Here is a 14480-nt window from a genome sequence, read left to right on the forward strand (position 1 = left end):
GTTGGCCTCAGGCGCCGGCCGGGCTGTTCGCCTCAAGCGCCGGCGGGGCTGATTGGCCTCAAGCGCCGGCCGGGCTGATTGGCCTCAAACGCCGGCCGGGCTGTTTGCCTCAAGCGCCGGCTGGGCTACTTGGCCTCAAGCGCCGGCCGGGCTGGTCGCCTCAAACGCCGGCGGGGCTGAGTGGCCTCAAGCGCCGGCTGGGCTGTTTGCCTCATGCGCCGGCGGGGCTAGTTGGCCTCAAACGCCGGCCGGGCTGGATGGTTTCGGCCGGCGGTGGGTGTTGGTTGGGTTGGGTTGGCCTCAAGCGCCGGCCGGGTCGATTGGCTCGGCCGGCGCTTGGGTGGTGGGTTGTGTTGGGGGGCCTTGGGAGTCGAACTGCCTTGGGGGAGCCTTGTGTTGGGGCTTCAGGTCGGGGTTGGGAGTTGGGGCTTGGTGAGGGCTGCTATTGCTTCCTCTGTTGCGGTCAGCAATGGGCCGTCGTGGGCGCCGGTGGCTACCGTGTCGTAGAGGAGGTGGACCGTTGCGTCCTGGATGCCGCTGAAGTTCGAGATGCCGACGCGGAGGCGGCGGTCCAGGAGGTCGTCCCAGCCGCCGCTGGTGAAGTGGTCCTCGGAGTAGCCGGCCAGGCCCAGCCACAGCATGCGTTTGCCGGCCAGGCGGGCGTGGCTGCGGCCGTAGGCGAAGCCGTAGTTCCAGATCCGGTCCACCCAGCCCTGGAGGAGTGCGGGGAGGCCGAACCACCACACGGGGAAGACCACGACGATCGTGTCCGCGGCCTCGATCCGGGCCATGTGCGCGCGGGCCTCCGGGCTGTACGTCTTGTCCCGGTCCGCCCAGTCCGGCTCGTCCTCGACGGTCATCCTCGGGTCGAAGCCCTCGGCGTGCAGGTCGAGGACGTCCACGGTATGGCCGGCGGCCAGCAGGCGGGTGTGCGCGCGGGCGGCCATTCGCGCGGTGAGCGAGTCGGCGCGCGGGTGGGCGACGACGAGCAGGGCGTGTGGTGCGGCGGTGGTGGTGGTCATGGTCATGGCGTGGTCTTCCTCGGTGCTGGGACGACGGGTGAGGGGCTCAGTCGGCCAGGCGGACGAGCATCTTGCCGGTGTTGGCGCCGCTCAGGACGCCGAGGAACGCCGCCGGAGCCTGGTCGAGGCCCTCGAACACGGTCTCCTGGGTGCGCAGCGAACCGTCGCCGAGCCAGCCGATCGCGCGCCCGATGTACTCCGGGAACAGCGCCAGATGGTCGGTGACCAACATGCCGCGCAGGTTCAGCCGGCGGGTGTACGCCTGGAAGAGGTTGCTCGGCCCGGGCACCGGCTCGGTCGCGTTGTAGCCGCTGATCGCACCGATCAGCGCGAACCGGGCGCCGACCTTGGCATGCGCGATGGCCGCCTCCAGGTGGTCGCCGCCGACGTGGTCGAGGTAGACGTCGATGCCCTCGGGCGCGGCCTGGGCGAGTTGCTCGCCGATCGCGCCGGCCCGGTAGTCGAGGGCGACGTCGTACCCGAACTCGCTGTGCAAAAGCTCGGCCTTGGCCGGACCGCCGGCGGAGCCGATCACCCGGCCCGCGCCCAGCTTGCGGGCGATCTGGCCGGCCACGCTGCCGACCGCGCCCGCCGCGCCGGAGACGAAGACCGTGTCGCCCTCGCGGACCGGGGCGGTGTCGGTGAGCGCCGCGTACGCGGTCAGGCCGGTGGTGCCGAGTACGCCGAGGTAGGTCTGCGCGGGTACGCCCGAGACGTCCAGGGGGATCGCGGTGGCCGCGTCGACGACCGCGTACTCGCGCCAACCCGCGAAGTGCGACACCGTCGCGCCGACCGGGATCGTGTCGGCGCGGGAGGCGATCACCTCGCCGACCGCGCTGCCGTCGAGTACCGCGCCGAGTTCGAACGGCGGCATGTACGACTCGACGTCGTCCATCCGACCGCGCATGTAGGGGTCGACCGACATCCACGTGTTGCGGACCAGGATCTGGCCCTCGGCGAGCGCCGGGATCTCGGCGGTGACCAACGCGAAGTCGGCGGCGGTGGGCGTGCCGACCGGACGGGCGGCCAGGCGGATCTCACGGCCGGTGGTGACGAGGGTGTCGGGGGTGGTGGGGGTGGTGGGGGTGGTGGGGTTTGCGGACATGGTGCTTGCTCCTGAGTTGTGGGGTTTGGCTCGGCGGGCCGAACTCGATGACTCGACTGTGCCGCCGGCCGCGCACGGAATCCTGGGGGTTCGCGCACGGGCGCCGGCGGGCGACCCGCAGGGCCCGGCTGACCTGGGATAACGTGGCCGCATGCGCTTCGGGGTGATGGGTCCGCTGGCGGTGTGGACGGCGGATGGACAGCCGGTTCGGGTCCCGGAGTCGAAGGTGCGCGCGCTGCTTGCGGATCTGCTCGTACATCGGGGTCGGCCGGTCTCGGCGGACCGGCTGGTCGAGGACCTGTGGGGCGCGGACCCGCCGGGCAATCCCACCAACACGCTGCAGACCAAGGTCTCCCAGCTGCGCCGGGCACTGGCGGCGGCCGAGCCCGGGGGCCGTGAACTGGTCGCCCACTGCCCGCCCGGCTACCAGCTGCGGGTGGCCGCCGACGCGGTGGACGCGGATCGGTTCGCCGAGCTGACCGCGCGGGCTCGGGCGAGCGCCGACGCGCGCACTCGGGCCGGGCTGCTCGCGGACGCGCTCGCGCTGTGGCGCGGACCGGCGTTCGCCGACTTCCGGGACGAGGAGTTCGCCCGCGCCGCGATCACCCGGCTGGACGAGCAGCGGCTCACCGCCGTGGAGGACTACGCCGAGGCGCGCCTGGAACTGGGCGAACACACGCTGCTGGCCGACGAGTTGGGCGAACAGGTCGCGCTGCATCCGGTGCGCGAGCGGTTGCGGGCCGCGCACCTGCGCGCGCTCTACCGGGCCGGGCGGCAGGAGGAGGCGCTGGCCGGATACGCCGAGCTGCGCGAGCGGTTGGCCGAGGAACTGGGCCTGGATCCCGGGCCGGAGCTGGCCGCACTGCAGCGGGCGATCCTGGCCCAGGACCCGAGCCTGGCCGCGGTCGCCGCGCCGGCCACGACGGCGGCGCGGGCGCGGAGCAATCTGCCCGCCGCGCTGACCGAGCTGGTCGGCCGCGAGGAGGCGGTGGCCGAGGTCGGCGCGCTGCTGCGAAGTGCGCGCCTGGTCACGTTGACCGGGCCGGGCGGGGTGGGCAAGACCCGACTCGCGCTGGAGTGCGCGGCGCGGGTGGCGGACGACGACGCGCTGCCCTTCCCGTTCCCGGACGGAGTGTGGCTGGTCGAACTGGCCGCGCGGCGCGACCCGAGCGGGGACGACCTGGCGGACACGATCGCGGCGGCGTTGGGGATCCGGGACGAGGTCGCGGCCGCTGCCGGGCAGCGGGCGCCGGATCCGCGCACGCGGCTCGCGGACGCGCTGCGCGAGCGGCGGCTGCTGCTCGTCCTGGACAACTGCGAGCATGTGATCGAGCCGGTCGCGGAGTTGGCGGATGGGCTGCTGCGCGCCGCGCCGGGACTGCGGATCCTGGCCACGAGTCAGGAGCCGTTGGCGGTGGGCGGCGAGTCGTTGTGCGTGGTCCGGCCGCTGGTGGTGCCGGCCGCCGGGGCGGATCCGGCGGAGCTGGCCGAGTCCACGGCGGTGCGGCTGTTCGTGGCGCGGGCGGCCGCGGCGGCGCCCGGGTTCGAGCTGGACGCACATACCGCGGCGGCGATCGCGGCGATCTGCCGGCGGCTGGACGGGATTCCGCTGGCGCTGGAGTTGGCCGCGACCCGGGTGCGCGGGCTGGGCGTACACGGTCTCGCGGCGCGGCTGGACGACCGATTCCGGGTGCTGGGCGTGGGTCGACGCGGGGCGCCGGCTCGGCAACAGACGTTGCGCGCGATGATCGATTGGAGCTGGGAACTGCTCGGTGCGCCGGAGCGGATCGTGCTGCGGCGGTTGGCGATCCAGGTCGACGGATGTGCTCCCGAGGCGGCCGAGGCGGTGTGTGCCGGGCCGGACCTGGCTCGCGCGGAGGTACTCGATCTGGTCGGGCGGTTGGTCGATCGTTCGTTGGTGGTCGCGGTCGAGGGGGCGGCGTTCGGGCCCAGGTATCGGCTGTTGGAGTCGGTCGCCGCGTACGGCCTGGAGCAGTTGCACGCGGCGGGGGAGTTCGAGGCGGTGCAGGGGCGCCACGATCGGTATCTCGCCGAGTTCGTGGCGCGGGCCGCGCCCCACTTGTACGGCCCCGACCAGCGCGAATGGCTGGCCCGGTTGGACGCCGAGCAGGTGAACCTGGCCCGGGCGTCGGCCGGCGCGGTGCGGCGCGGGGATGCCGAATCGGCGCTGCGGCTCGCGGTCGGGGCCGCGTGGTATCGGTATCTGCGTGGGCGCTACCGCGAGGCGTGGTCGGCGTTGGACGCGGCGCTGTCGGTTCCGGGTGGGCCGGACCCGGATGCGTCGGCCGCGGTGCGGGCGGCGGCGGGGGCCTGGCGGGCCGGATTCGCGCTGCTGATCGGGGACGCGCGGGATCCGTTGCGGCTGAGCCGGGAGGCGTTGGCGGCGTACGAGGGGGTCGTCGCGGACGGGCGGGCTCGGGCCGAGTGGTTCCTGGGCTTGGCGCACCTGCATGTGGGGGACGCCGATACCGGCGGCGAGCTGATCGATCGGGCGCTGGCCGGGTTTCGGGCGGTCGGCGACGAGTGGGGGATCGCGGCGGCGCTGAGCAGCCGGGCCAAGCGGGAGATGTTCCGGGGCGATCTGGGCGCGGCCGGCGAGGCGGCGGCGGACAGCGCGGCGCGGTTCGCCGCGTTGGGCGAGCGGTGGGGGCGGGTGCAGGCGTCGGACATGCAGGCGTATCTGGCCGAGGTCTCCGGCGAGTACGACCGGGCCGCCGCGCTGCATCGCGAAGGGCTGCGCGGGGCCGAGGAGTTGGGGTTGTGGACGGACGTGTCGTATCGGCTGTCCGGACTGGGGCGGATCGCGCTGCTGAGCGGTGACTTCGGTCGGGCCGCGGAGTTCCACGAGCGGGGGCGGCGGCTCGCGGTGGAGCAGTCGGACCGCTTCGCGGAGGAGTTCGCCGAGGTCGGGCTGGGGCTCGGGGCGCGGCGGGCGGGGGATCTGGAGGCGGCCTCGACGCATCTGCGCAATGCGCTGGAGTGGAATCGGCGGCTGCGCGACGACCAGGGTGTGCCGTTCTACGGGGTGACGCTGTTGCTGGCCGAATTGGGGTTCGTGGCCGAGCTGCGCGGGGACGCGGCCGGGGCGCGGGCGTTGCACGAGGAGGGGTTGGCGGCGGCGCGGGCGATGGGCGATCCGCGGGCGGTGGCACTGGCGTTGGAGGGGTTGGCCGGGGTCGAGGCGATCTCGGGGCGGGCGGTGGAGGCGGCGACGCTGCTTGGTCGGGCGGACGGGTTGCGGGCTTCGGTCGCGGCGCCGTTGCCTGTCGGCGAGCGGGGGGACGTGTTGCGGATCGCGAGGGTGGTTCGGGAGGAGCTTGGTGAGGCCGGGTTTGCGGTTGCGTTCGGCCGCGGAGCGGAGTGGGGGTTGGCGGGCGATTGGTCGTCTTGGCCTCAAGCGCCGGCCGGGCTGAACTGACCCGGCCTGCGGCCGAGGCGGCCTCAAGCGCCGGCCGGGCTCATTGGCCTCAAGCGCCGGCCGGGCTGGGGTGGCTCGGCGTTTGGTTGATGTGGCCGCACGCGTCGGCTCGGTTTCTTGGCCTCAAGCGCCGGCCGGGCTGTTCGCCTCATGCGCTGGCGGGGCTGAGTGGCCTCAATCGCCGGCCGGGCTGGGGTGGCTCGGCGTTTGGTTGATGTGGCCGCACGCGTCGGCTCGGTTTCTTGGCCTCAAGCGCCGGCCGGGCTGGTCGCCTCAAGCGCCGGCGGGGCTGAGTGGCCTCAATCGCCGGCCCGGCTGGAGTGGCTCGGCGTTGTTGATGTGGCCGCACGCGTCCGGTCGGCTTCTTGGCCTCAAACGCCGGCCGGGCTGATTGGTTCGGCGAGACTTGCGCGTTCGATGGCTTGGGTTGGCCTCAAGCGCCGGCCGGGCTGGAGTGGCTTGAGTCTGCTGGAGGTGGCGCCCGAACCGGATCGGGTCCGCCGGCGTTCGAGGGCAACGCGGCGTTGGCCGCGGCCCGATGTCGGTGAAGGCCGATCGGCCCGGCCGGTGTTTGGGGCCGGCGTGGGTCTGCGCGGCGCCCGATGTCGGTGAAGGCCGATCGGCCCGGCTGGTGTTTGGGGCCGGCGTGGGTCCGCACAGCGCCCGATGTCGGTGAAGGCCGATCCGTCCGGCTGGTGTTTGGGGCCGGCGTGGGTCCGCACAGCGCCCGATGTCGGTGAAGGCCGATCGGCCCGGCCGGTGTTGGAGGCCGGCGTGGGTCCGAACAGCGCCCGGGGTCGGTCGGGACCGGTCGGCCCGGCCGGCGTTTGAGGCCAACGGGTGGGGGCGGGGAGAGTGGGTGTGGGGGAAATGGGTGACTTGCGGGTCAGGTGAGGGGATTTGGGGGGAATGCCGCATACCGTGGCGTCATGATCTTCTCGGTGGCCTCGTACTTCGTGGTCGCGGCCGTCGCTCCGTGGCTGGTTCGGCGGTTTGGGCGGAATGGGTTTTTGTTGTTGGCCGCGTTGCCGGTGGCCACCACCGGGTGGGCGTTGGCTCAGGCGCGGGCCGTGTTCGATGGTGTGCCGGTGGTCGAGACGCGGGAGTGGATTCCGCGGCTTGGGGTTTCGCTGGCGTTTCGGTGTGACGCGCTTGCCCTGGTGATGGTGTTTCTGGCCGCGGGCGTGGGGGTGTTGGTTCTTGTCTATTGTGCTCGTTACTTTGCTGCGGATGAGCCTGGATTGGGAGCATTTGCAGGGGTGTTGGTGGCGTTTGCGGGGGCGATGATCGGGCTGGTTGCCACCGATGATCTGATCCTGCTTTATGTTTTTTGGGAGCTGACGACTGTCTTCTCCTATCTGTTGATCGGGCATCGCAGTGAGCATCGGGGCTCGCGGCGGGCCGCGATGCAGGCGCTCACCATGACCACCTTCGGTGGGCTGGCGATGCTGGTCGGGCTGATCCTGCTCGGCGAACAGGCCGGGACCTACCGGCTCTCGGTGATCCTCGCCCACCCGCCCGGCGGCACGGTGGTGACCACGGCGATCGTGTTGATCCTGGTCGGCGCGCTGTCCAAATCGGCGATCGTGCCGTTCGGGTCCTGGTTGCCCGCCGCGATGGCCGCGCCCACCCCGGTCAGCGCCTACCTGCACGCCGCCGCGATGGTCAAGGCCGGCGTCTACCTGGTCGCCCGGCTGGCCCCCGGATTCGCCGAACTCGCGCCCTGGCGGCCGATCGTACTGATCACCGGCTGCGCCACCCTGCTCCTGGCCGGCTGGCGGGCGCTGCGCGAGAACGACCTCAAACGTGTGCTCGCCTACGGCACGGTCAGCCAACTCGGCCTGCTCACCGTGGTCACCGGCGCGGGCAACCGGGACGCCGCGCTCGCCGGCGTCGCGATGCTGGTCGCCCACGCGCTGTTCAAGGCCACCCTGTTCCTGGTCGTCGGCATCATCGACCACGGCGCCGGCACCCGGGACCTGCGCCGACTCTCCGGCCTGGCCCGCACGATGCCGATCACCTGCCTGGTCGCCGTGGTGGCCGCGCTGTCCATGGCCGGACTGCCGCCGATGGCCGGATTCGTCGCCAAGGAGGCGGTGTACGAGGCGTTCCTGCATCGTGGCCGGACCGACACCGTCGTGCTCGGCGTACTGGTCGCCGGATCCGCGCTGACCGCCGCGTACAGCCTGCGCTTCGTCTGGGGCGCCTTCGCCCGCAAACCCGGTGTGCCGACCACCAGTTGCGCACCGCTCGGCGGCCTGCTGCTCGGTCCCGCGCTCCTGCTCGGCGCGGGCTGCCTGGCCCTGGGCCCGGCCGCCGCGTCACTGGACCACTGGATCTCCTCGTACGCCGACCTGTTCCCACCCACCGCGACCGGCTACCACCTGGCCCTGTGGCACGGCTTCGGCAGCGCGCTCTACCTGTCGCTGGCCGCGCTCGGCGTGGGCATCGTGTTGTTCCTGGTCCGCGAGCCGGTGGTGCGGCTGCAACTGGCCACCGCGCGGATCGAGCCCTCGCGGCTGTACGACGCGCTGGTACGCGGCGTGGACCGAGGCGCCCTGCAGTTGACCGGCACCACCCAACGCGGCTCGATGCCGGTCTACCTCGGGGTCATCCTGCTCAGCCTGATCGCCATCACCGCCGCCACCGCCCTGGGCCACCTCCCGCTGCCCTTCCCGCACCAGCGGCGCTGGTGGGACTCGGCGGCCCAGATCGTGGTCGCCACCCTGGTCGCCGCCACCGCGCTGATCGCGGCCGGCACCCGCGGTCGACTGCCCGCCGTACTCCTGGTCGGCGTCACCGGCTACGGCTGCGCGACGTTGTTCGTCCTCCAGGGTGCCCCCGACCTGGCGCTGACCCAGGGCCTGGTGGAGACGCTCAGCCTGGTGGTGTTCCTGCTCGTACTGCGCCGCCTCCCGCGCCGATTCGGCGACGGCACCCGACCCGGGCGCCGCGTCGTGCACATCTGTCTCGCGGTGTTGTCCGCCGTCGTGGTCGCCGGCGTCGCGGTGTCCGCGTTCGCCGCCCGCACCCGCCCACCGGTGTCCCAGGCGTTCGCCGCCGCGGCCAAGGAGGCGGGCGGCAAGGAGATCGTCAGCGTGCTGCTCGTGGACATCCGGGCCTGGGACACGATGGGCGAGATCGCGGTGCTCGCGGTCGCCGCGATCGGGGTGACCAGCCTGATCTTCGTGCGCCGGGCCCGGGAGTTGCCCAGGATCGGCGACCGGTCGCAGGCAGCCGAGGGCGGCGGCGCCCATCGCGCCGACCGCGAGCCGCCGCCCTGGCTCGCGGCGGCGGGCACGCTCGCCCCCGAGCGGCGCACGGTGTTGTTCGAGGTGGTCGCGCGCGTCGCGTTCCCGACCGTGCTCATCCTGTCGCTCTACTTCCTCTTCAGCGGCCACTCCACCCCCGGCGGCGGGTTCGCGGGCGGGATCACCGCCGGCCTCGCGCTCCTGGTGCGCTATCTCGCGGGCGGGCGCTACGAACTGGCCGAGGCGGCGCCGCTGCCCGCCGGGCGGCTGCTCGGCACCGGCCTGGTGATCAGCGCCGGGGTCGGCCTGATCGGCCTGATCGTGGGCGGCGCGGCACTGCGCAGCACGGTGCTCGACTACTCGCTGCCGCTGTTCGGCGACGTGCACATCGCCACGTCGGTGTTCTTCGACATCGGCGTCTACCTGCTGGTGATCGGCCTCGTGCAGGACGTACTGAGCGCGCTGGGCGCGGAGTTGGACCGTCGGATCGAACAGACCCGCGATCGGGACGCGGAACGGACGGTGATCGTATGAGGAGTCCCACCCTGACCCTGGTGCTGACCGCCGCGGTCCTGGTCGGCGTCGGGGTCTACCTGCTCCTGGAACGCAGCCTGACCCGGGTGCTGCTCGGCGTGGTCCTGATCGGCAACGGAGCCAACCTGGTCGTGCTCTCCGGCGGGGGCCGGGCGGGCGGCGCGCCGGTGCTCGGGATCACCCTCCCGGACCGGATGAACGACCCACTGCCCCAGGCGATGGTGCTGACCGCGATCGTGATCACCCTCGCGGTGACCGCGTTCGTCCTGTCGATGGTGCACCGGCACTGGGAGTTGACCGGCTCCGACGAGATCCAGGACGACGCCGAGGACCTGCGCGTGGTGCGCCGTGCCGAGCGCGGCGATCTGCGCACCGAACATCGACGACTGCGCCGCGAGTTGCGCAGGCAGACCGCACAACGTGGCGCGGCGGTACGACAGTTGGCGGCGGCGGCGAAAGCGGGCTACGCCGACGAATGCCGCCGGCTCGGGGTGGACGAGCACGGCCGCGGCGGCCGGCCCGAGGCCCGCGCGATCGCCCGCGAGCGGCGCGCCGAACTCAAGCTGCGACTGCGCGGGATCAGGGCCGAACACCAGGGCCAACAGGCCGAGTTGCGGGCCCGGTTCCGGGCCGCGCGGCGCGAGTTGAACCGGCAGGCGCGGGCCGAACGGGCGGCCGTGGCGCGAGCCGACAGCATCGTGGACGACGTGCCCGACACCGAGTTCCCGCGCGGCGCGGGTGCGGCGGGCGCCGGCCGAGGCGGCGACGTGCCGAGGAACGAGCTCGATCGATGAACCACCTGGTCCCGCTGCCGGTCTTGCTGCCGCTGTTCGGCGCCGGGCTCAAGCTGGCCATCGGCGGTCGGCTGCCGCGCGGCCAGCGGGTGATCAGCGTCGGTGTGCTGAGCGCCGTACTCGGCGTGGCGATCGCGCTGTTGGTGGCCGCCGATCGGGACGGCCCGGTGGTCGCCCGGCTGGCCGGCTGGCCCGCGCCGACCGGCATCGTGCTGGTCGCCGACCGGCTGTCCGCGCTGATGCTGGTGGTGTCCTGCGCGGTCACCCTGGGCGTACTGGTCTACTCGATCGGCCAGGGGCGCGCGGACGAGGACGAGGCCACCCCGCTGTCCGTGTTCCACCCCACGTATCTGATCCTGGTCGCGGGTGTCGCGAACGCCTTCCTGGCGGGCGACCTGTTCAACCTCTACGTGGGCTTCGAGGTGCTGCTCGCGGCCAGCTACGTACTGCTGACCGTGGGCGGCACCGCCGCCCGGGTGCGGGCCGGCGCCGGCTACGTGGTGGTCGGCCTGCTGTCCTCGCTGGTGTTCCTGGCCGCGATCGCGATGGTCTACGCGGCGACCGGCACGGTCAACCTGGCCCAGTTGGCGGTCCGGCTGCCCGACGTGGATCCCGGTGTGCGGCTGGTCCTGGAATCGATGTTGCTGATCGGATTCGGGGTCAAGGCGGCGGTGTTCCCGCTGTCCGCGTGGCTTCCCGACGCCTACCCGACGGCGCCGGCGCCGGTCACCGCGGTGTTCGCCGGACTGCTGACCAAGGTCGGGGTCTACGCGATCATCCGGGTACAGACCCTGCTCTTCCCGGACGAGCGGCTGCGCGCACTGCTGCTCGTGGTCGCCGCGTCGACGATGATCGTGGGCATCCTGGGCGCGATCGTCCAGAGCGACCTGAACCGACTGTTGTCCTTCACGCTGATCAGCCACATCGGGTACATGGTCTTCGGGATCGCCCTCGCGAGCGCCGCAGGGCTGGCCGGGACGGTGTTCTACGCGGTGCACCACATCACCGTGCAGACCTCGCTGTTCCTGGTCACCGGGCTGATCGAGCGGCGTGGCGGCAGTACCGATCTGGGCCGGCTCGGCGGGCTGGCCCGGATGTCGCCGGCGCTCGCGGTGTTGTTCTTCGTACCCGCGATGAACCTGGGCGGCATCCCGCCGCTGTCCGGATTCCTGGGCAAGTGGCTGCTGTTGCGCGCGGGCGCGGAGAGCGGCGGGGTGAGTTCGTATGTGCTGATCGGCGCGGCGGTGGCGACCAGCCTGCTGACGCTCTACGCGATGGCGCGCATCTGGGGACAGGTGTTCGGCAGTACGCCGGCCGAGCCGGGGGAGACCGCGTACTCCTCGGGCGCGAGTCTGAGCGGGCGCGACGTCGCGGCCACCAGCAGCGTGTTGCCGCGCGCGATGACACTGGCCACGTGTGCGCTGGTCGCGGTGGGGCTGGCGTTCACCGTCCTGGCCGGCCCGCTGGTCGCGCTGACCGAGCGCACCGGCCGGGAACTGGTGGACCGCACCGACTACCTGCACGCCGTACCGCTGCCCGGCGGGTTCGACCGAGGCGGTGGCCGATGAGCACGACCCGGGTCCGGCCGGCGCGCGGGTATCGCCGGGTATCGCCGCTCCTGGTGGTGTGGTTGACCGCCGTGTGGGTGGCCCTGTGGGGCACGTTGACCGCGGCCAACGTGCTCACCGGGATCGTGCTCGCGGTGTTGCTGCTGACCCTGCTGCCGCTGTCCCCGGCGCGGGACCGGCTCGCCTTTCGGCCATGGGGACTGGTCCGGTTCGTCGTGTTGTTCGCGGTCGACCTGGTGGTGTCCTCGCTGCGGGTCGCCTGGCAGGCGTTGTGGCCCGGGCGATTGCCGCGCAGTTCGGTGGTCGGGGTCGAACTGGCCACCCGCTCGGACGTATTGCTCACCCTGATCGTGTTGGCGCTGAACGTGATGCCCGGCAGCATCGTGATCGAGATCCGCCGGGACGGGCCCACCACGCTCTACATCCACGCGCTCGGCGCCGACACCCCGGCGGCGGTGGCGGCGGCCCGGCGTGCCGTGGTGCGCCTGGAGGCGCGCGCGGTCGGCGCCTTCGGTACCCGCGCCGAACGCACCAGGTCGGCCCGAACTCCCGGAGGTGGTCCATGAATCCGCTCGTCGGGGTCACGGTGATCGTGCTGCTCGGCTCGGCCGCCGTATTGGCCCTGATCCGGCTCGTCCGCGGGCCGTCGACACTGGATCGGGCGGTCGCGGTGGACATGCTGCTCGCGGTGGTGTTGGCCGCGATCGCGGCGGAGGCCACGCTGAATCGGCACACCACCACCGTCCCGGTGCTGCTCGCGCTCGCGCTGGTCGGGTTTTTGGGCTCGGTGTCGATCGTGCGTTTCTCCGCCCGCGAGGGGAACTGACGTGCGGGCGGGCGAGTTCGCCGACGGCGCGTCCGTGGCCTGCCTGCTGGCGGGCTGCGCGCTCGCATTCGTCGCGGGGGTGGGGCTGCTGCGCTTCCCGGACACGCTGTCCCGGATGCATACGGTGGCCAAGCCGCAGGTGCTCGGCCTGCTTTTGGTCACCCTCGGCCTGGGGTTGCGGCTGCGCAGCGGGATCGACATCGGGATGCTGGTGATGGTCGGCTTCTTCCAACTGACCACCGTGCCGGTGGCGACCCACCTGGTGGGACACGCCGTCTATCGGCAGCCCCACCTGCCCACCGGCGACCTGGCCGTCGACGAACTCGCGGAGTCGGCCGAACCGGAGCGCTGACCCGCACTCGGCGCACCGGTGGTCAACGGACCCGATGCGCCCGGCTGATCCGGGACCACACGCGCCGGTCGCACACCCCGGCGGGCCGCCGGAACGCGTCGTGGCCGATGTTGCGCAGCGGCCGGGTCTCCAGCCAACTGCGGTGACTCGCACCGGGATCCCAGGTCTCGGTGGGCAGCCGGAGATAGCGGTCGCGCGCGCTCTGGTCGCGGCTGGTGATCTTGAGCACCTCGGCGCCACGCGGGCCCACCCGGACCACCAGACACGGGCGGTCCTTGGCCGCGTCGCCCTCGTCGAAGGGCACGCTCGCCCACCAGATCTGGCCCGGGACCGGGCGGGCCGAGCGGCCGGTGGGCACGGGCGGTACGGGTACGGCGCGCAGCCGACGCGCGCGCGACCACCACCCGGCGAGCACGACCAGGGCGGCCAGGGCGGTCAGGGCGGCCGGGACGAGGAGCTTCATGCCGCCTGTCTATCCGATGGCCGGGCGTGGCCGGGAGGCGGGCGACCGGGCCGGACGGTCATATTTCACCCTTGTGCGTGAGGTTGACGGGTCGGTTGGATGGATACCCGGGACGAGACAACCCTCGACCGAGCAGGCGCGGCCCCGGCGGGCCCGCGCATCCGTCGGCCGGAACACCGTCGGTTCACGAGCCCTCGGTCGACCGCGCGCCACCGACCGCCCGGAACCAGCAAAGGAAGCCACGATGCACCCCGAACCACACGAATTCGCCGAGCTCATCGCATCGGGACCGGCCGCTGCCGGGCGGTTGCCCGGCGCCGACCCGATCGGCGGTTGAGCCGTGGCGGAGCGGGTGGCGGTGGTGGCGGTCGGCGGGCATGAGAGCGCACACGGCGCGGCGTTGCCCGGAGTGCTCGGCCCCGAGGTGACCTCGGTCGCCGGGGGCCGGCAACTGCGGCACGCGGTGGGCGCGTTGCTTGCCGCCGGGGCGGATCGGGTGTGCGTGGTGCCGATCACGCTCGGGCGGGACGCGGCGCTGGTCGCGGACACCGCGCGGACGCTGCTCACCCTGCCCCCGGCGGAGCGGGACCGGGTGGTGCTGGCCCGGCCGTTCGCCGGTACGGAACAGCTCACCGGTTGGCTGCGGGCCGCCGCCGCGCGGGTGCCGGCCCGGGCCGCGCTGCTGGTGACGGCGCCGGCGGGGGACGCGCACGAGGATGCGGAGTTGTACCGGATCGCGCGCCTGGTGTGGCAGCACGGCCCGCACCGGATCGTCGAGGTCGCACTCCTCGGCGGTGACCCGGACCTGGGCCGCGCCCTGGAACGTTGCCGGGTGCTCGGCGCGGCCCGCACCATCGCGCTGCCCGCCTCGTTCGTGCTGCCCGCGGTCCCCGGAACGGCCCCGCTGCTCACCGCACCGGCGGCGGCCGGCGTCCTGGCCGCGCGGGTCGGTGCGGCCATGGAGCGCTTGCACACCCTCGGCGACGACGGCCTGGCGACGGCCCGCGCGCACCGGCCCGTACACACCCACCCCGACGGCCCGGCGCCCGACCACCGCCATGCGCTCGGCCGCGCGCACGGCCGCGAGTTCGTACACGCGTCCCCGTTCCCCGTCGCCTGACCCGGA

The 14480-nt window shown here is 73.1% G+C and carries 11 protein-coding genes; 8 read left to right on the top strand and 3 right to left on the bottom strand.

Annotated features, from left to right (window positions below):
* Nucleotides 1–404: 404 nt before the first annotated feature.
* Nucleotides 405–1028: an NAD(P)H oxidoreductase gene (locus ABIA38_RS22075; RefSeq protein WP_424640468.1), complete on the bottom strand. Its 624-nt coding sequence runs from the start codon at nt 1026–1028 to the stop codon at nt 405–407.
* A 40-nt stretch (nt 1029–1068) separates the two neighbouring features.
* Entirely contained in the window at nt 1069–2127 is a 1059-nt protein-coding gene (locus ABIA38_RS22080; protein ID WP_424640469.1) for an NADP-dependent oxidoreductase, read from the bottom strand.
* Nucleotides 2128–2278: 151 nt separating this feature from the next.
* On the opposite strand from ABIA38_RS22080, the gene ABIA38_RS22085 reads away from it, so the two are divergent.
* The 7 genes from ABIA38_RS22085 (at nt 2279) to ABIA38_RS22115 (ending at nt 12891) form a co-directional block, all read left to right on the top strand.
* On the top strand, nt 2279–5566 hold the full coding sequence (locus ABIA38_RS22085) for an AfsR/SARP family transcriptional regulator (RefSeq protein WP_424640470.1): 3288 nt from the start codon (nt 2279–2281) through the stop codon (nt 5564–5566).
* 929 nt (nt 5567–6495) lie between these two features.
* Nucleotides 6496–9351, top strand: a complete 2856-nt coding sequence (locus ABIA38_RS22090) for a Na+/H+ antiporter subunit A (protein ID WP_424640471.1) — start codon at nt 6496–6498, stop codon at nt 9349–9351.
* Nucleotides 9348–10145, top strand: a complete 798-nt coding sequence (locus tag ABIA38_RS22095) for a Na(+)/H(+) antiporter subunit C (protein ID WP_424640472.1) — start codon at nt 9348–9350, stop codon at nt 10143–10145. The genes ABIA38_RS22090 and ABIA38_RS22095 overlap by 4 nt, the downstream gene beginning before the upstream one ends.
* Nucleotides 10142–11713, top strand: a complete 1572-nt coding sequence (locus ABIA38_RS22100) for a Na+/H+ antiporter subunit D (protein ID WP_424640473.1) — start codon at nt 10142–10144, stop codon at nt 11711–11713. Before ABIA38_RS22095 ends, ABIA38_RS22100 begins: the two co-directional genes overlap by 4 nt.
* Nucleotides 11710–12279 (top strand): Na+/H+ antiporter subunit E, encoded by a 570-nt coding sequence (locus tag ABIA38_RS22105; protein WP_424640474.1) that lies wholly within the window; start codon nt 11710–11712, stop codon nt 12277–12279. Before ABIA38_RS22100 ends, ABIA38_RS22105 begins: the two co-directional genes overlap by 4 nt.
* Nucleotides 12276–12539 carry a monovalent cation/H+ antiporter complex subunit F gene (locus ABIA38_RS22110; RefSeq protein ID WP_424640475.1) on the top strand — a complete coding sequence of 88 codons (264 nt, stop codon included), beginning with the start codon at nt 12276–12278 and terminating at the stop codon, nt 12537–12539. Before ABIA38_RS22105 ends, ABIA38_RS22110 begins: the two co-directional genes overlap by 4 nt.
* Nucleotide 12540: 1 nt before the next feature.
* Entirely contained in the window at nt 12541–12891 is a 351-nt protein-coding gene (locus tag ABIA38_RS22115) for a cation:proton antiporter (RefSeq protein ID WP_424640476.1), read from the top strand.
* Nucleotides 12892–12913: 22 nt separating this feature from the next.
* Here ABIA38_RS22115 and ABIA38_RS22120 read toward each other — a convergent pair whose 3' ends face one another.
* Nucleotides 12914–13354 carry a type II toxin-antitoxin system PemK/MazF family toxin gene (locus ABIA38_RS22120; RefSeq protein WP_424640477.1) on the bottom strand — a complete coding sequence of 147 codons (441 nt, stop codon included), beginning with the start codon at nt 13352–13354 and terminating at the stop codon, nt 12914–12916.
* A gap of 340 nt (nt 13355–13694) precedes the next feature.
* Here ABIA38_RS22120 and ABIA38_RS22125 point away from each other — a divergent pair, with 340 nt between their 5' ends.
* Nucleotides 13695–14474: a cobalamin biosynthesis protein CbiX gene (locus ABIA38_RS22125; protein ID WP_424640478.1), complete on the top strand. Its 780-nt coding sequence runs from the start codon at nt 13695–13697 to the stop codon at nt 14472–14474.
* Nucleotides 14475–14480: the final 6 nt, after the last annotated feature.

The organism is Embleya sp. AB8, assembly GCF_049739465.1.
GTDB lineage: Bacteria > Actinomycetota > Actinomycetes > Streptomycetales > Streptomycetaceae > Embleya.

Bases quoted from the DNA above. Each gene is read 5' to 3' on its own strand.
- ABIA38_RS22120 (WP_424640477.1), bottom strand. From the start codon at position 13,354: ATGAAGCTCCTCGTCCCGGCCGCCCTGACCGCCCTGGCCGCCCTGGTC.
- ABIA38_RS22110 (WP_424640475.1), top strand. From the start codon at position 12,276: ATGAATCCGCTCGTCGGGGTCACGGTGATCGTGCTGCTCGGCTCGGCC.
- ABIA38_RS22085 (WP_424640470.1), top strand. From the start codon at position 2,279: ATGCGCTTCGGGGTGATGGGTCCGCTGGCGGTGTGGACGGCGGATGGA.
- ABIA38_RS22095 (WP_424640472.1), top strand. From the start codon at position 9,348: ATGAGGAGTCCCACCCTGACCCTGGTGCTGACCGCCGCGGTCCTGGTC.
- ABIA38_RS22100 (WP_424640473.1), top strand. From the start codon at position 10,142: ATGAACCACCTGGTCCCGCTGCCGGTCTTGCTGCCGCTGTTCGGCGCC.
- ABIA38_RS22075 (WP_424640468.1), bottom strand. From the start codon at position 1,028: ATGACCATGACCACCACCACCGCCGCACCACACGCCCTGCTCGTCGTC.
- ABIA38_RS22090 (WP_424640471.1), top strand. From the start codon at position 6,496: ATGATCTTCTCGGTGGCCTCGTACTTCGTGGTCGCGGCCGTCGCTCCG.
- ABIA38_RS22080 (WP_424640469.1), bottom strand. From the start codon at position 2,127: ATGTCCGCAAACCCCACCACCCCCACCACCCCCACCACCCCCGACACC.
- ABIA38_RS22105 (WP_424640474.1), top strand. From the start codon at position 11,710: ATGAGCACGACCCGGGTCCGGCCGGCGCGCGGGTATCGCCGGGTATCG.